The sequence below is a fragment of the Xanthomonas sp. BRIP62409 genome, assembly GCF_003992965.1.
GTDB lineage: Bacteria > Pseudomonadota > Gammaproteobacteria > Xanthomonadales > Xanthomonadaceae > Xanthomonas > Xanthomonas euroxanthea.
Window position 1 is genome coordinate 170,778 of the sequence record NZ_QEZJ01000022.1, and the last position, 18,633, is coordinate 189,410.

Annotated in this window: 5 protein-coding genes; 3 read left to right on the forward strand and 2 right to left on the reverse strand. The window is 66.0% G+C overall.

Annotation, left to right across the window (positions count from 1 at the left end; all coding sequences use genetic code 11):
- Positions 1-43: 43 nt before the first annotated feature.
- Complete coding sequence (locus EO170_RS13695) at positions 44-682, forward strand: carboxymuconolactone decarboxylase family protein (RefSeq protein WP_126945687.1); 639 nt, start codon at positions 44-46, stop codon at positions 680-682.
- Positions 683-772: 90 nt separating this feature from the next.
- On the opposite strand, the gene EO170_RS13700 is transcribed toward EO170_RS13695, so the two are convergent.
- On the reverse strand, positions 773-1,048 hold the full coding sequence (locus EO170_RS13700; protein ID WP_104582626.1) for a hypothetical protein: 276 nt from the start codon (positions 1,046-1,048) through the stop codon (positions 773-775).
- A gap of 1,010 nt (positions 1,049-2,058) precedes the next feature.
- Between EO170_RS13700 and EO170_RS13705 the strand changes: the two genes are divergently transcribed.
- Complete coding sequence (locus EO170_RS13705) at positions 2,059-4,857, forward strand: S8 family serine peptidase (protein WP_126945690.1); 2,799 nt, start codon at positions 2,059-2,061, stop codon at positions 4,855-4,857.
- 191 nt (positions 4,858-5,048) lie between these two features.
- Here EO170_RS13705 and EO170_RS13710 read toward each other — a convergent pair whose 3' ends face one another.
- Complete coding sequence (locus EO170_RS13710) at positions 5,049-16,079, reverse strand: autotransporter-associated beta strand repeat-containing protein (RefSeq protein ID WP_126945692.1); 11,031 nt, start codon at positions 16,077-16,079, stop codon at positions 5,049-5,051.
- Between the two features lie 728 nt (positions 16,080-16,807).
- Here EO170_RS13710 and EO170_RS13715 point away from each other — a divergent pair.
- Positions 16,808-18,619: an EAL domain-containing protein gene (locus tag EO170_RS13715; protein WP_126945695.1), complete on the forward strand. Its 1,812-nt coding sequence runs from the start codon at positions 16,808-16,810 to the stop codon at positions 18,617-18,619.
- The last annotated feature ends 14 nt before the right edge of the window (positions 18,620-18,633 follow it).

Sequence of the window (18,633 nt, forward strand, 5' to 3'; positions counted from 1 at the left end):
TTGCCCCTCCCCCACGGCAGCACATCCTTCGGAGATCACGTCCATGACGACCCACGCCACCTTGTCGCCAAGGCAGCAGGCCATTGCGCCGATTGCCGCGTTTGCGGCCACTGGCGACATCGAGCGCTTGAACACTGCATTGGAGGCGGGCCTTGATGCAGGCATGAGCATCGGCGACTGCAAGGAACTCTTGGTCCAGCTGTATGCCTACGCCGGCTTTCCACGCAGCCTCAATGCACTGGCCGCGTTGATGCAGGTCACCGATGCACGCAAGCTGCGCGGCATCGCCGATGCGCCGGGACACGACCCTGGCCCGGTACCGAGCGGCGATGCGCTGCTCGCGCTGGGCACCGCCAACCAGACCCGCCTGACCGGCGCGCCGGTGACCGGGCCGTTGCTCGTGTTTGCGCCGGCAATCGACCAATACCTCAAGACGCATCTGTTCGGCGACATCTTTGCCCGCGACAACCTGGACTGGGTGAGCCGTGAACTGGCCACGATCAGCGTGCTCGCCGCCCTGGAAGGCGTGGAGGCGCAACTGCAGTCGCACCTGAAGATCGGCCTGAACATCGGTGTGACCGAGGCGCAGCTGCACGCGCTGGCCCAGGTGCTGGACAAGCGCGTCGGTGCGGCCGCGGGCACGCGCGCCAAGGCGGCACTGGCCAAAGCCAGGGCGCAGTGAGCCTGCGGCATGCTGCGATGACCGCAGCGCGTGCTGCCGCTGCGCATGCAGCTGCCGATGGCGGCGCAGGGTCGACCCGGTCGCACGCTGCTAACGCGGCGCCGGGCCCGCCGCTAGTGCAGGCCTTGCGCCGGCCTGCTTGACGATCAACTGGCCGATGTACTGCTCGGCCAGCCTGGTGCCGATCTCCAGCGCGGTCTGCAGCGAACCGAACGTGGGCGCGGTCGGCAGCGGCACCGGATGTCCACAGACCTGCAAGGTCTCCAGGACGATGCGCCGGTGCCCGAGCTGCCGAGCGACCACGCGGTACGGCAGGCCCTGGTCGGTGCCTTCGGCTGACATGCTTTCGGTGCTGTGGGTGCTCATCGGACTCGAGCATAGCTGCCATGCCCAAATTCGGTGGCAGCGGAACTTGAACCATTTATGCAGACGCTAGCGCTGCGACAGCGGCTTACTGCCAACGTGGGCATGCGCCCAGACCGGCCAGCCCGTGCGGGGATGGCACCGAAGCCACGCCCCACCTGTGGATGCGCCCCCTCTCGACGAGCTGAAGACCGCTGAAAACCTGGTGTAGGGGAATGCAGATTTCGCGTACGAATCCGGAAATACTGGCTTGAATATTCCCCCTGCATTCAGCTTGACGGTTTCAGAACGACACGTACCAGCGCCGGAGGAACACCGCATATCCATTGCTTCATCGATTGCGGCCCCCGCGTTTTTTCGCGGAATATGCGAGGAATCAAGCACAATGGCTGGGGTCGCTCGCTTTCGGTCAGTATAAATCGAGCGGATATAATGATTCTTGGGCAGGAAGTGAATATAACGCCGAGGCGATTTTCGATAGGCCAGAATCCGGCGAACGCATTACGGAAGAGTCTGCCAGAATCGCTAACTTACAGTCGAATCCGCTACAACGTGTGGGTCATTTACCGACATCTTCGACGGATTTCCTGATTACCTGCGATATGCATCGCATCTAGGATTGCCGCCCCCGGAGATTCGTGACCACTTATTGTTGTGTTCGCTCCGACATTCCGTTGCGGTTGGGCTCGGTACCGGGATTTTAATCCAATTTAGCTATGGATTAGATCGTTGAATCCTATGCGTGGCGTTTTTCTCTGAATAGCAACTGTCCGTTCAGGTTTTAGAGTTTATCGCTAGCGCCGTTAAACAATCTCGCAAGCACACGGTCGAATGCATTGGCGCATTACCGTGTTATCCGGAGCGCTTATCTGAGGGGACAGATTCGCGGCGGATAAAGTGAATAACGCGTGAAACCAATATGCCACGCCGGCGATCGCCGGTGCTGGAATCGTCTGCGCCAAATTTTAGGTTTTTTGCAGTTGCGGCGCGCCACTATCGGAATCGACCAACCCATGAATCGCTCGCTACTCGCAACCACCATCGCCTCCTGCCTTGTCCTGACCGCCTGTGGCGGCGGTGGCGGTGGCGGCAATGTCCGCAGTGATCCGCCGCAGACCACGGTGGTCGCCCCGACCCCGTCGACGCCTGCACCCACCACGCCGACGACGCCGACCGCGCCAACGCCCCCCACGACCCCGACGCCGTCGGAAACGCCTACAGCCGATCCGCTGCCCAAGGCCGCCCCGGCGCCTGCACCTGCGCCCGCCCGCTACCAGGGCCTGGGCAGCAACCTGCTGGTGCCGACCAACGCAGATCTGGCGCAGCAGGCCGGTGCCAAGGGTCAGGGCGTCAAGCTGGCCGTGCTGGACGACAATCTCTACGGCAGCTACGCGCCGGTCAGCGGCAAGGTCGATGGGTTCACCGATTACACCGCCAGCCCCGGCACACCGGAATCGACGTCGAACGCGCTGCGCGGCCACGGCACCGTCATCTCGGCATTGGTGCTGGGCAATGCGCAGGACGGCTTCGCCGGCGGCATCGCCCCGGATGCGGACCTGCTCTATGCGCGTATCTGCGCCGAAAATTCCTGCGGCACCCAGCAGACCCGCAGCGCTGCGGTGGACCTGGCCGCTGCCGGCGTGCGCATCGCCAACCTGTCGATCGGTGCCTCGTATGCGGATGCGGCCAGCAGCGCGAATGCGGCCCTGGCCTGGAAGTACGCGCTGACCCCGCTGGTGCAGGCAGATGCGTTGATCGTGGCCGCCACCGGCAACGACGGCGCGGCAGAAGCCTCCTACCCGGCCGCGACGCCGGTGCAGGAAGCCAGCCTGCGCAACAACTGGCTGGCCGTGGGCGCGGTCAACATCGACAGCGCCGGCAATGCCGCCGGCCTGACCAGCTATTCCAACCATTGCGGCGCCGCGGCGCAGTGGTGCCTGGTGGCGCCGGGCAGCTACTTCGCACCGGCGCTGGCCGGTACCGAACTGCAGGGCCAGATCGCCGGCACCTCGTTCTCCACTGCCGCAGTGAGTGGCATCGCGGCGCAGGTGCTCGGTGTGTATCCGTGGATGAGCGCCTCCAACCTGCAGCAGACCTTGCTGACCACCGCCACCGACCTGGGCGACCCCGGCGTGGACGCCTTGTACGGCTTCGGCCTGGTCAATGCGGCCAAGGCGATCAAGGGCCCGGCGCAGTTCATCAACAACTGGTCGGCCAACGTGACGTCCGGCTACGACAGCACCTTCAGCAACGACATCTCCGGCGCCGGCAACCTGACCAAGAACGGCGCCGGCAAGCTCACGCTCAGCGGCAACAACAGCTACACCGGCGGCACCAGCGTCAGCGACGGCGTGCTCGCCCTGTCCGGCAGCCTGCGCTCGGACGTCATCGTGCTCAACTCGGCCACGTTCGAATCGCGCGGCGGGGTCATCAACGGTGGCTACAGCCTGGCCAACACCACCGGCACCACCGCCATCGAATTGGGCAAGGGGCTGACCGTCACCGGCCAGGCCAGCTTGAAGGGCAACCTGCTGTTGCTGCCGGAAGCGGCTGGCTACAGCGTCGGCAGCAGCGAAAGGATCGTCAAGGCCGGCGCGCTGCAAGGCAGCTTCGACCGCGTGCAGTACGCCAACAACTTCTTCTGGACCGCCTCGCTCGCCTACGACCCCACCACCGTCACCGCCACGCTGACCCGCAATGCCTCCGCTGCCAGCGCGCAGGCGGCCGGTGCGCCGCAGTCGGTGGTCAACGGCGCCACCCAGGCCGATACGCTGGTCAAGGTGCTGGACACGCGTGTGGCCGCCGGCGATACCGATAACCTGGGTGGCCTGATCAGCGCCACCGGCGCGCTGCTGGCGGCCAATGATGCGCAGGTAGCCGCATCGCTGCCGACCCTGGCTGGTCAGGTGCACGGCATCGAGCGCACGCTGGGCTTCCAGTCCGCGCTCAACGATGCGCGCGTGGCGGCCGATCGCCTGCCCTATCTGGCCGACACCAGGTCGCTGACCACCTGGATGCAGGGCAGCTATCTGGACGGCGAGTTGGGCGGCAAGGGGTTCGACTCGGCCGATTACACCCAGCAGGCCACCACCGTCGGTGTGGATCTGCCGATGGGCAGCGCCGGCACCATCGTGGGTGCGGCGCTCAGTTCGGGTCAGGATCGTGCGCATATCGACGCATCGGCCAGCCGCCTGCGCTCGGACCGCTATGCGATGACCGCGTACCTGTATCAGCCGATCGGCCAGGCATATGTGTCCGGGATCGGTTCCTACGGCATGAGCAACGTGGACACCGAACGCACGGTGCAGGCCGGCAGCATCGGCGAGCGCCTGCAGGATCGCCGCCACGACACCAACTGGTCGCTACGCGCCGAAGTCGGCCTGATGCCGCATGCAGGGCTGTCGCCGTTCATCGCCGCAGGCGTGGTCAGCCAGACCCAGGATGCCTTCAGCGAGGCATCGGCCACCGGCCTGGGGTTGAGCGCCAACAGCGACACGCTGCGCGCCGGCTACGGCGAGGTGGGCGTGCGCGGCCATCTGGTGCGCGGCAAGTGGGGCTTCGATGGCTTGATCGCCTACCGTTCGCTGCTCGGCAACCCGAACTCTGATTTCACCGCGTGGTTCACCGGCCTGCCGGAAGCGCGCTTCAACGTGGCCGGTGAGCCGGTGTCCAAGCAGTCGGCACGTGCCTCGGTCGGCGTGCGTTACCAGCTCAACGATGCGTTCTCCATCTACGGCAACGTGGGCGCCGAGCGCGGTCGTTCGGATGCCAACAGCATCAATGCCAATGTCGGTCTGCGCTGGCAGTTCTAAGCGCCGGCCGCAACCCGCGGTGCAGCGGCAAGGCTGCGTGGCTGGCGTGCAAAAATCGGTACGCGCTACGCCGGGTCGCGGTTGCCGGCGCAGCCGGCCCGCACCTGGCGGCGCAGTCGTTGCAATGGGCGTGCCTGCGCTGGTGTCGAAAAAAAGCCCCGGCAGTGCCGGGGCTTTCTGGTTGCGGTGCATCAGAACGTCCATCCCCAGGTGACCTGGCCGCCGTATGCGGTCTGGCCATCGCCGTTGAGTCCTTGCAACGACAGCGCCATGCGGCTGTTGGGCGAGGTGATCAGGCTCACGCCCAGTTCGCCGACCACCGCGTTCTTCGCCAGCGTGACGCTCTGCACCGAGAACTGCGAACCGGTGCCGATGAAACCGGCCGACCGCTGCACGGCGCGGTCGCCGAATGCATGGCGCCACCCGACCGAGGCATACACCCCGGCGGCCGGACCCAACTGCCAGCGCCCGCGCAGACCCACCGTGCTGGTGGTGTACTCGTCCTTGGCACTGTCGACCAACAGCCCGGCAACCCCGCCACGCTCGTTGAAACCATCGGTCTTCAGATGCGTGTAGTCCGCCGCGACGAAGGGGCTGTACACCGCATTGCCGGTGCGCAGGTTCCATGCCGCTTCCATCGATACGGTGATGGCCTTCGCGTCGTAATCGCTGGTCAGCCGCTCTTCGAGCACATCGGGCAGCATCACCCGGCGGCTGCTGTCCACGCTGTAGTCCGCGTAGTCGACCGACGCCTGCAGAGCGAACGCGGACCAATCGGCCTGGCCGTAGATGCCGGCATGGGTGCCATCGATATCGGAACGATCGAGGGACTCGCGCGAGCGGGTTTCGATGTCCTGGTTACCGACCGCGATACCGACCACAGTGCGCTCGCCGATGCGCCGTTCCGCACCAGCCATGATGCCGTTGTCCTCGCGTCGCACCGAGGCGGCGTTGGCATCGCCATCGACACGGTTGGGCAGGCTACGGCCGGTGATCCAGACCGTGGTGTCACCCACGCGCGCATCCTGACTGTCGCCACGCAGGTGATTGCCGACCCCGCTCTGCAGGAAGCGGCTATCCAGCAAGGCGGTCGCCGTACTGGCATGGCTTTCGCCCGACAACGAGGCAAACGCCGTGCTGATCGCCTGCGGGTCGTCGGGCAGACGCACCACCGCCTGGTAGACCGGACTGGTGGTTGGCAAGCCATCCACGGCCGCTGCGGCAGCCTGCTGGTTCGGTGCGGTGACCGCATCGACCATGGCCTCGGTGTTGCGGCCGAACGACACCGACAGCGCGGTGGCGCTGGCGCTGACATTCGGTGAAACGAAGGCATAGTCGGAGACGACACTGCCGAACTGTCCGGTGAGCCCGCCAGTGGCGTTGATGACCGGAATCTCGGTAAACAGCGGCAGATCCGTCGCACGCACCAGTTGCAGGGTGCTGCCCGGCGCCAGCGTGGCCGCACCGCCCACACTGATGGGGGTGACCGCGCCGCCTGCGCCCGGCGTGACCTGCAAGGTGGACCCGCTGCCGAGCGTGGCATCGCCGCCGACGCTGATGGTGCCGACGCCGCCACCGATCGCCACGGTACCGCCCGAGCTCAGGCCACCGACGCTGCCGCTGCCGGTGAGCGTGCCGCCCGGGCCCACCGTGACCGGCCCGCCCAACGCGGCACCCGGATTGGCCGGGTTGCCCACGCTCAGGGTGCCCGCAGCAACTGTGATCGGCCCGGTGAAGCCGCCGCTGTTTGCAGTGACCAGCAAGGTGCCCACGCCATCCTTGAGCAGGCTGCCGCTGCCCGACAGGATTCCCGCGTAGGTGCCATTGCTGGCTTGCTGGAACACCAGCGCGCTGTTGTTGGCAATGTTGCCCTGAAGGCTGTCGGTATCGCCGATCACTGTACCGGCGTTGATCGTGGTGCCACCGAGATAGGCGTTGACACCATCCAGCGTCAACGCACCCGCGCCGTTCTTGATCACCGTACCGCTACCGGTGATGTTGCCGGCGAACGTGCCATCGCCGGCCTGGTCGAACACCAGTGTCGCGTTGTCGACGATGTTGCCCTGCAGGCTGGTGGTGGTGCCGATCAGGCTGCCGCTGGCGATGGTGGTGCCACCGCTATAGGTATTGGGTGCCACCAGCGTCAACGCCCCTGCCCCCTGCTTGACCACGCTGCCCGTGCCACTGACTGCACCGGCGAAGACACCATCGCTGGCCTGATCGAACACCAGCGTGGCGTTGTCCACGATGTTGCCCTGCAGGCTGGTGGTGGTGCCGATCAAGCTGCCGGCGCTGATCACGGTGCCGCCGGTGTAGGTGTTGGGCCCGAGCAGTTGCAGCGCGCCGGTGCCGGCCTTCTGCAGTGAGCCGGTGCCGCTGAGCGTGCCGGCATAGACGCCGGCCGTGTTCTGGTTGAACACCAGTGCCGCGTTGTTGGCGATATCGCCCTGCAGGCTGGTGGTGTCGCCGATCAAGGTGCCGGACGTGATCGTGGTGCCGCCGGTGTACCCGTTTGCACCGTTGAGCAACAACGCGCCGGCGCCATCCTTGATCACGCTGCCGGTGCCGGTGATCGACCCGGTGAACACGCCATCGGCCAGCTGGTTGAATGCCAGCGTCGCGTTATCGACGATGGCCCCCTGCAGGCTGGCGCTGTCGCCAACCAGGGTGCCGGCATTGACCGTGGTGCCACCGCTGTAGCTATTGCTGCCGTCCAGTGTCAGCGTGGAAACACCATTCTTGATCAACCCGCCGGTGCCGGTCACCGGACCGGTCAAGGTCAGATCGTTGCTGCCCGCAACCGCGACTGCACCTGTCAGCTCGACCGCGTTGGCGACTGTCAGTGCCTGATCGGTATCCAACGTGGTGCCGATCGCGGCGGTCAACGTCCCGGTGCCCAGTGCTTGTGCATCGCCCAGCACCAAGCTGCCGCTGGCAAGCGCAGTGCCGCCGCTGTAGCTGCTGGCCTCGGCAAGCGTCAACGCCCCTGCCCCCTGCTTGACCACGCTGCCGGTGCCGCTGACTGCACCGGCGAAGACACCATCGCTGGCCTGGTCGAACACCAGCGTGGCGTTGTCGACGATGTTGCCCTGCAGGCTGGTGCTGTTGCCGATCAAGCTGCCGGCGCTGATCACGGTGCCGCCGGTGTAGGTGTTGGGCCCGAGCAGTTGCAGCGCGCCGGTGCCGGCCTTCTGCAATGAGCCGGTGCCGCTGAGCGTGCCGGCATAGACGCCGGCCGTGTTTTGGTTGAACACCAGTGCCGCGTTGTTGGCGATATCGCCCTGCAGGCTGGTGGTGTCGCCGATCAAGGTGCCGGCCGTGATCGTGGTGCCGCCGGTGTACCCGTTTGCACCGTTGAGCAACAACGCGCCGGCGCCATCCTTGATGACGCTGCCGGTGCCGGTGATCGACCCGGTGAACACGCCATCGGCCAGCTGGTTGAATGCCAGCGTCGCGTTATCGACGATGGCCCCCTGCAGGCTGGCGCTGTCGCCAACCAGGGTGCCGGCACTGACCGTGGTGCCACCGCTGTAGCCATTGCTGCCGTCCAGGGTCAGCGTGCCGGTGTTGGTCTTGATCAGCGCGCCGCTGCCACCGATATCGCCGGCAAGCGTGAGGTCTGCCGGGTTGTCGACGCGCAGCGCAGCGCCTAGGGTGAGCGCATTGCCCACGGTTGCGGCAACAGGGTTGGTCAGCACCGCATCGCCGACCACCGCCAAGGTGCCGGTGCCCAGCGCGGTGTTGCTGCCGATCGACAAGGTGCCATCACTCAGCACGGTCCCGCCGGTATAGCTGTTGTTGCCACTGAGCGTGAGCGTGGACGCGCCGGCCTTGATCACGCCGCCGGCACCGCTGATCGCGCCGGTCAGGGCCAGATCGTTGCTGCCGAGCAGCGTCACCGCACCGTCGAGCACCACCGCGTTGCCCACGGCCAATGCCTGATCGGTATCGAGGCTGGTGCCGGCTGCCGCGGTCAAGGTGCCGGTTCCCAGTGCCTGCGCATCGCCCAGCACCAGCGTGCCGCCGCCGAGCGCGGTGCCGCCGGTGTAGGTATTGGCGGCGCCCAGCACCAGCGTGCCGGTATCGAGTTTCTGCAGCGTGCCCGTGCCACCGATGCCGACGTCGATGGTGCCGGTGACGCCGGGATCGACCCGGATGATGGTGGTGGCCGCATTGGCGCTCACTGCACCGGCGCCGGCATCGCTCAGCACATACCCGTCGCTGGCGAACTGCATGCCGGTGATGCCTTGCGTGCCCTGCACGCCCACGTTGCCGGCGGTGCCGGCGAACACGGCAAAACTGTTCTGCCAGTTGCCGTTGCTCAGCCCATCGATCGAGGTCCAGTTGCTGGGGCCGGCCGCCCAGATGCCTGCGCCACCGTCGATGCTGCCATTGGCGATCGTCTGCGCACCATCCCAGAACTGCACGTTGCTGCCGGGCGACACCAGCACCACGTTGACCTGCTGGGCCAGCGCGGTCTGCAGCGTCAGCTGGGCCGGGTCCACGCTGCCGGGCAGCGTGCCAACGCCCAGCCCGTTGTCGGTCAACCCACCGGTGTAGTCGATCAGGCGATACACGCCGGTGCCGAACCCGCCGATGTCGGTGATGTTGAGCGTGCCGTCCAGGGTGAGATCGCCGTTGACGGCCAACACGCCGGTCTGGCTGGGGACGCCCAGGAACGCGTCGAGCGTGGCGTTGGGAGCCAGGCTCAGGCTGCCGGTGGTGAGCACTGCGCCACTGCTCACCACCAGGCGGCCGCCATCACTCACCGTGACCGCCGCATCGACCACACCGCTGCCACTCAGGCTGCCCCCGCTGCCCACGGTCAGGCCGCCGGCACTGGCCAGCGTGCCATCCACATCCAGCGTGCCGGCGGTAACCTGGGTGGTGCCGCCGAGCGCGCTGGTGCCGGTGAGCTGCAAGGTGCCGGTGCCAACCTTGTCCAGATTGCCTGCATCGCTGAGGCTGCCGGCAAAAGTACTGCCGACGTTGTTGGCGCCGAGCTGCAGCGTCGTACCGCCCGACACTGCGACAGTGCCCTGCCCGGTCACCGCGCCCAAGGCCGTATCGCTGCCGAGCGACAGCCCGGCACCCGCGGCGATGTCCACGGCGCTGGTGTTGCCCAACGCGCCCGGGGCGGCAGTGGCGAGCACGCCGGCCTGCACCGAGACCGGGCCGGTGAACGTATTGACGCCAGACAGGGTCAGGGTGCCCAGCCCCGTCTTGGTCACGGCACCCGCGCCACTCAGCACCCCGGTCAAGGCCAGATCGTCCGCGCTGGCAATGGTCAGGTCGGCGCCCAGACTGACGCTGTTGCCCAATGCCAACGCAATCGCATTGCTCAAGGTGGCATTGCCCAGCACCGACAGGCTGCCGACGCCAAGCGCCGTGTTGCTGCCCACCGCCAGGGTGCCTGCGTTCAACACGCTGCCGCCGACGTAGCTGTTGGCACCATCGAGCGTGAGCGTGGAAGTGCCGTTCTTGATCAGGCTGCCCGCACCGCTGATCGGGCCGGACAGGCTCAGGTCGTTGCTGCCGACCAGGGTGAGCGCACCCGTGAGCGCCACCGCATTGCCGAGCGCCAATGCCTGGTTGCTATCGAGGCTGGTGCCGGTTGCTGCGGTCAACGTGCCGGTGCCAAGTGCCTGCGCGTCGCCCAGCACCAGGGTGCCGCCGCTCAGTGCGGTGCCGCCGGTGTAGCTGTTGGCCGCATTGAGCACCAGCGTGCCGGTGTCGAGTTTTTCCACGCCACCGATGCCGGAGATCGCCACATCGATGCTGGCGGTTGCACCTGGATCCACACGGATCGCGGTCAACGGGGCGGTCACCGCCAGCCCACCCGCGCCGGCGTCGGTCAACTGATAGCCGTCGGTGACGAACTGCAGGCCGCCGATGCTCTGCGTGCCCGCCACGCCCACCGCGCCGGCGCTGCCGGCGAACACCGCGAAATCGCCTTGCCAGGTGCTGTTGGCACTGCCGTCCTGGCTGGTCCAGTTGGTCGCCGCACCCCACGTCCCTGCACCGCCATCGACAGTGCCGTTGGCCGTGGTCTGCACGCCATCCCAGAACTGCACGATGCTGCCCGGCGCCGTCACCACCAGGTTCAGTTGCTGGCCGATGGCGGTCTGCAGCGCAAGCTGGCTGATATCCACGCTGCCGGGAAACAGGCCGATCGCCAGACCGTTGTTGGTGAGCAAGCCGGTGTAGTCGATCAGGCGATACACGCCCGTGCCGAACCCACCGATGTCGGTGATGTTGAGCGTGCCGTCCAGGGTAAGGTCGCCATTGACCGCGAGTAGCCGCGTAGTGCTCGGCGCTGCCAGTGCAACATCGACGAACGCACCCGGCGCCAGGGTCAGGCCACCCACGCTGAGCGAGGAGCCGCTGCTCAATGCAAGCCGGCCGCCGTCGGCGATGGTCACGTTGCTGCCCACGCTGCCGGTGGTGCCGGTGCCGGTCAAGCTGCCGCCCAGCGCCACGTTCAACGCGCTGGTGCCGAGGCTGCCGATCACATCCAGGGTGCCACCGCTGACCTGGGTGGCACCACCGATCACGCTGTTGCCAAGCAAGCGCACCGTGCCCGCGCCGACCTTGTCCAGATTGCCACCACCGCCCAGGCTGCCGGCAAAATCGCCGCCACCCAACTGCAGCGTGCCGCCGGCATCGGTAGTGACATTGCCGGCGCCGCTGAGCGCGGTGATCAGGCCACCGGTGCTGAGATTCAGCACTGCACCTGCAGCGACATCGACATTGCTGGCGTTGCCAAGCGACGCGGCCGTGCTGGCCACCAGCGTGCCGGCCTGGATCGCCAGCGGGCCGGTGTAGCTGTTGCTGCCATTCAAGCTCAGGGTGCCGGCGCCGGTCTTGATCAAGTCGCCGGTCCCGCTGAGGGCGCCGCTGATCAGCATGTCCGCACCGTTGTCCACGGTGAGTGCTGCGCCAAGCGCGATGTCGTTGCCCAATGCCACTGCAATCGCATTGCTCAGCGCCGCATTGCCGACGACCGACAGGCTGCCGGTGCCGAGTGCACCGTTGGCGCCGACCGCGATGGTGCCGGCCGTCAACGTGGTGCCACCGCTATAGCTGTTGCCGGCGTTGAGCGACACCGTGGTGGCGCCATTCTTGATCAGGCTGCCGGTGCCGGTGATGGCACCGTTCAAGCCCAGGTCGTTGCTGCCGATCAGCGTGAGCTGATCGTTCAACTGCAGCGTATTGCCCAGCGTCAATGCGGCAGTGGCATCCAGTTCGGCAGCACCGCCGACCAGCAGCGCACCCACGCCCAAGGCAGTGTCGTTGCCGAGCACCAGACGCCCGGAATCGAGCGCAACACCGCCGCTGAAGGTATTGGCATTGGCCAGGGTCAGCGTGGCAGCGCCTTGCTTGTCGAGGCTGCCGATCCCGCTGACGACGCCGTTGAGCGTGATGTCCTGCGTGCCTGGCAGCGTGAGGGCGCCATTCAAGGCAAGCGCATTGCCCAGCGTTACCGCAGTGCCGGCATCCAGCGTGGTGCCGTCGGCGGCGCTGAGCGTACCCAGCCCCAGCGCGGTGTCGCTGCCGACCACCACTGCGCCGCCCTGCAGCTGCAGGCCGCCGGCCCAGGTATTGCTGCCATTGAGGGTGAGCGTTTGCGCGCCGTTCTTGATCAGGCTGCCGGCGCCGTCGACCACGCCATCGAGCGTGAGGTCCTGGCCATCGATACCGAGTTGACCGGTGAGGTTGACCGCGTTCTGCAAGGTCACTGCAGTGCTGGCAGTGAGCTGCGTGCCATCGGCAGCCGTGAGCGCGCCGGTGCCCAGTGCAGTATCGCTGCCGACCACCAGGGTGCCGGTGTCGACCAGGGTACCGCCGGTGTAGAGATTGTTGCCGGTGAGCGTCAGCACACCGGCACCCTGCTTGATCAGGCTGCCCGCGCCACTGACGATGCCGGTGACGCCAAGATCGGTATTGCCGGTGAGCGAGAGCGCACCTTTCAGGGCGACGTCGTTGCCGATCGTGGTCGCGACGGTAGCCTGCAGCTGCGTGCCATCGGCAGCGGTCAGCACACCGGTGCCCAGTGCTGCGCCGTTGCCGATCAGCAAGGCGCCTGCATTGAGATCCACGCCACCGGCAAAGCTGTTGGGTCCAGCCAGCGTCAGTGCAGCGGCGCCGTCCTTGATGACGCCACCCACGCCGCTGACCGCGCCGGTGAGGGCGAGATCCTGGCTGCCGCCGAGTTGCAGATCCGCTTCCAGCGCGACGTTATTGGCTAGCACGCGTGCGGCGGTGCTGTCGAGCAGCCCGCCGCCGACGGTCAGGGTGCCAAGCCCCAAGGCCGTGTCACTGCCCAGGACCAGGCTGCCTGCGCTCAGCCGCGTCCCCCCGGTATAGCTGTTGTTGCCGGCCAGGGTCAGGCTGGCGGGACCCAGCTTGTCCAGGCTGCCCACACCGGTGATGGCGCCACTGAGTGTGAGCGCGTTGCTGCCCCCCACATCGACCAGGCCCGCCAATGCAATGGCATTGGCCAGCGTGCTGACGGTTGCAGTGTCCAGGGTGGTGCCAGCCGCTGCGTTGAGCGCGCCGACACCGAGCGCGGTGTCGCTGCCCACCGTCAGTTTGCCCGCGCTGAGCGTGGTACCGCCGCTGTACAGATTGTTGCCGCTCAGCGTGAGATCGCCGCTGCCGGATTTGACCAGGCTTCCGGTCCCGCTGACCGCGCCGCTCAGCGTCAGTGCCTGCGCCCCGCTGAGTGTCAACGCACCCGGGGTCAACGCGATCGCGTTGCTCAGCGAGGTGGCCGCCGTGTTTTGCAGGGCCGCATTGCCGGTGACGTTCAAGGCACCCGCGCCCAGTGCGGTGCCGCTGGCCACCTGCAAGGTGCCGGCATTGAGGTTGGTACCACCGGTATAGGTATTCAGGCCGCCCAGGGTCAGGGTGCCGGTGCCAAGCTTGGTCAACGCACCGGTGCCGCCGATGGCGCCGGTCAGGTTCACGGCATTGCCGCTGCTGCCCACGCCCAAGGCGCCGGTGAGTGCGATCGTGTTGCCCAGGGTTGCCGCTGCGGTGGCATCCAGCTCGCCGCCGCTTGCGGTCAATGTGCCGGTGCCCAGTGCCGCGTTCGCGCCCACCACCAGGCGCCCGGTATTCAAGCTGGTGCCGCCGGTGTAGGCGTTGTTGCCGCTCAACGTGAGGTCGCCCGCGCCGCTCTTGATCAGGCTGCCGCCACCGTTGATGGCACCGCTCAACGTCAGCGCCTGCGCGCCGGTCCAGTTCAACGGCCCGCCCAGGCTGATGCCGTTGGCCACCGTCAATGGCGCACTGCTGCTGAGGTTGGACGCGCCAGTGACATTCAAGGCACCGGTGCCCAGTGCCGAAGCAGTACCCAGTTGCAAGGTGCCCGATGCCAGCGTGGTGCCGCCAGTGAAGGTGTTGGTACCGCCGAGCGCGAGCGTGCCGGTGCCGGTCTTGTTGATGCCACCGGCACCGGCAAGCGTGCCGGTCAACGTGAGTGCGTTGCCGCTGGCGCCCACGCCCAGTGTGTTGGTCAGTGCAAAATTGTTGGCCAGGGTCACCGGAGTGCTGGTCTCCAGCTGTCCACCGGCGGCGGTCACCGTGCCCGCTCCGAGCGCGGTGTTGGTTTCGATCAGCAGCGTCCCGGCACCCAGCGTCGTGCCCCCGGCGTAGGTGTTGTTGCCGCCAAGGGTGAGCGTGCCGGTGCCGATCTTGTTCAGCGCTCCGGCGCCACTGACGCCGCCGCCGAGCCGCAGGTTGCTGGCACCGCCGATGCCGATGACGTTGTTGAGCACGAATGCGTTCGGCAGGTTGACGGCCGCACTCGCAAGTACGCTGCCGGCAGATGCGTTGACGGTGCCTGTTCCCAACGCGCTGTTGGTGCCCACGGTCAGTGACCCGCCGAGCAGGTTGACGCCGCCGCTGAAGGTATTGGTGCCGGTCAGGCCCAGCGCACCGGTACCGGTCTTGGTCAGCGCACCGGTGCCGTTGATGGGGCTGGCCACGGTCAACGCATTGGCGCCCTGCAAGGTCAGGCCACTGGTGCCCAACGTGATGCCGGCGGCCGGTGACAGGCTCAGGCCGGCGGCTGTTGCCTCCAGCGCACCGCCGTTGGCGCTGATGGCAGTCCCCAGCTGCGCGGGATTGGCGAACTGCAATACGCCGCCATTGAGCGCGCTACTACCGAAGTTGCTTGCGCCTCCCACCGACCAGGTGCCGCTATTGACGCGCAGGCTGCCGAAATTGATGTACTGCGCCGTGCTGAGCGTTCCTACGCCGGTGCTGCCGCTGCCGGTTCCGCTGGCCGAATTCTGCAGGATCAGCGTATTGGTACCGCCTGCACCGCCATCGACCACACCGGTCTGCGCAAAGCTCAGCAACCCGCCTGGTCCAAGCAATTCGAGCGCCAGCCCGCCGCCGCTGTTGACGCTGCCGCCGGTCACCGCAGTGAAGGTATTGGTGCTGCCTGCTCCCAACGACACGCTGCCGTTGATGGTGCCGGAATTGACGAAGCTGTTACCGGTGGCCGAGCTCTGGAAACCCACGCGCCCGTTGATGGTGCCGGTGTTGACCGCATTGACGGTACCGCCGCCGCTGACCGCAATCACCGGCGTATCCGCACTCAGGACCGATAGGTTCAACAACGCACGGCTATCGATCAGGCCGGCGTTGTTGATCTGCACGACGCCATTGCTGGCCGAGGTAATGCCGAGCGCCATACCGTCGAGATTGAGCAGATTGGCCCCAAGCACGCCGCCGGTGCCGTAGATCGCGCCGCCGGCGAGATTGTTGGCGGTCACCGCGGTGGAACTGGCATTGCCCATGGTGACGCCGGTGCTCAGCACCGACAACAGGCCAAGCACGGATGGATCGATCGTCCCGCTGTTGTTGAGGGTGGAATTGGTGCCGCTGAGCGCAACGGCGGTGCCGCCAAGCAAGCCGGCGGTCATTTGCGTGCCTGCCGCCACGTTGACAGTCAGGTTGTTGGTGCCGCTTGTGAAGCTATTGCTGGTGATTGGCAGCCCGGTGCAGGTGACGGTTGCGCCCGCTGCAGGAACCGCGGGCGTGCATGCTCCCCAGGCCAGCATCGGTGCGGCCACTCCCACCGCCAGGACGACAAGGTTCGACACACTGCGGCGGGTTGCCCCGGACTTGCGCCGCCGACGCACCAGTTCGTGCGTCACGACCCAATTGCCAATTGCTGCGTTCCAGACCAGCGCAAATGCACGATTCATTTTATTCCCCCTGTATCGCCGTGCAGAGACTCACGCACACACACACGCGCTCTCCAACAGCAGAAAGTTGATTTACTGTCGAGTCGGTTTAAAGCAATTAAAGCTGCGCCCGCTTTTATCGTTCTGCGGATGAGTGCGTTTAATACCACTCCCTGCGAACAATAGTGGGAGATTAATAAGAAAATCGCCATGCTTGAAACTGTGCTGAATATCACTAACCACAACACTGCCCACGACGCACGTCGAAATTGTCGATTGGTTTGCTCGTGCCCGCCAACGCTCTCCAGCCGCCTCATGCGATGGTCACCGCACGTCTGGCTGGTTGCATCTCGCTAAAAAAAGGCATTTTCTCGCATAAGGAGCTACCCATGCCTGGAAGAGTCCGAATACCTGACGGTGATTTGATGCGGCCACCGAACTGCTGGCGAACCGGACCATTTGATTGACGATCGCGCACTTGATGCTGCGCTGCAGAAGCGATTTCCGGCATCGGCTATCACACTCTGCCGATGAATGAGTCCGCTTTCATCATTAAGACCACTGCCAACCGTCGACGCCAATCAGCGATTACGGTATTTGTGTGCAGGCGTTCCGTCGGTCCGGTTTATGGTCGTGCTCGATAGTGCGGACGGAGTTTATTGAAGCGAGCCGGATTACTTCAACGGCGTGACACCGGATGATCGTCACCTGTCGATGACCTCGGTTTGTTTCTAGTAGCCATGCGGTGTGTGATGTTCAACACGGAATCTGACGACATGACGCTTGCTTTGGACCCCAAACGGCAGGAACAGCACTTCGACTGGTCAGGTGTGCCGATCGACCTGGGCGGCATGGAGCCGCTCGATCAGATCGCGCGCCTGCTCTGCCATGCACTGGTTGCGCCCGCGGCTGCATTGACCATCGTCGAAGGTGGTCGCGTGCGCGTGCTGGCGGCGCGCGGCATCAGTACCGAGCATGTCGAGCAAGCCATCGAACTGTGCCGGCATGCGTCTGCCGCGGCCAACGGGGTGAGGGAACTGATCGAACCTGCCGCACTTGCGCCGATCCAGTTGGGCGACGCCGCCTTCCCGGGCCTGCCGGCACGGTTTATTGCGTGCGTCCCGGTGGGTGCACCGCAGACCGGCGTGTCCGGCACCCTGTGCGTGATCGACACGCGTGAGCGTCTCCTGGCCAGCCAGGAACACCAGCAGCTGTTGATGTTCGCCAACGTGGCAGCGGCGCAGCTGGAGTTGCAGTTCGGTGCCGGGCGGCGCGAACCGCATAGCGGCCTGCTCAATGCACGCCAACTGCAGTCAGATCTGGATGCCCTCGCCTTCGGCAGCCACTGCGTGCCCACCATTGCCGCCTTCATCGAGGTCTATGACACCCAGGCGGCCAATGAAGCGCGTCAGGCGCTGGGCATGCAGCCACTGGAAGAACTGGTGCGCCACGCCAGCTATGTGCTGACGCGTGCATTGCGCGGCAAGGCCACCGTCTATCACGTGGCACCGATGCGTTTTGCGTTCTTCCTGTTGAATTCCGCGCCCGACGAGATGGAGGACCTGTTGCTCGATCTGCGCGACATGTTGCATGCACCGATGGATGCGGCCGGCATCCCGATGTCGTTGACCTTTCATGCCGGCGTGGTGCGCTTTGCACCGCAGCAGCCGGACACCAACGATGTCATGCGCAAGGGGCTGGTGGCGCTGGGCGATGCGATCAGCAACCACGCCATCGTGTGCTGGTACAGCGCCTCCCACGACGATGCGATCCAACGCTCGTACCGGCTGGCGCTGGACGCCGAAAAGGCCCTGGAAGCCGGTGATTTCCGCCTGGTCTTCCAGCCCCGGATCAATCTCGAGGACCTGTCGGTGACCGGCTTCGAGGCACTGCTGCGCTGGCGGCATGCCAGCCTCGGCCCGATCGGCCCGGACGAATTCATCCCGTTGTTCGAAAAGACCGCCTTGATGTGCACCGTCACCAACTGGGTGATCGAGCACGCGTTGGTGCAATTGGCCAGCTGGCGCGCGCAGGGCCTGGATTTTTCCTTGTCGATCAATCTGTCCTCGCGCGATTTCGGCAACCTCAATCTTGCCGCAGACCTCATCCACCGCTGCCGGGAACTGGCCATTCCCACCCAGCGGATCGAGCTGGAAATCACCGAGGGCCGCTGGCTGCGCAGCAATGTGGAGGCGGTGCCGCGGCTGCGCACCCTGCGCGACGCCGGCGTCAGTGTGGCCATCGACGACTTCGGCACCGGCTACAGCAACTTCGGTTACCTCACCGAGCTGCCGGTCAACGTCCTCAAGCTCGATCGCTCGTTGGTGACCGGCATCGCCACCAAGGCCGGCATGCAGATGCGCGCCGAGGCGGTGGTACGCCTGGCCAGTGCGCTGGGATATCGCACCGTGGCAGAAGGCATCGAACACGCCGACGAAATTGCACTGCTGCGCAGTTGGGGATGCGACGAAGCACAGGGGTATCTGCTGGCCCGGCCGATGGAGGCTGAGCTGGTCGCCGCGTATGTGGCAAACACGGTGGCCGAGCAGCGCTTGCCGTGATGCGATGTGTCCGG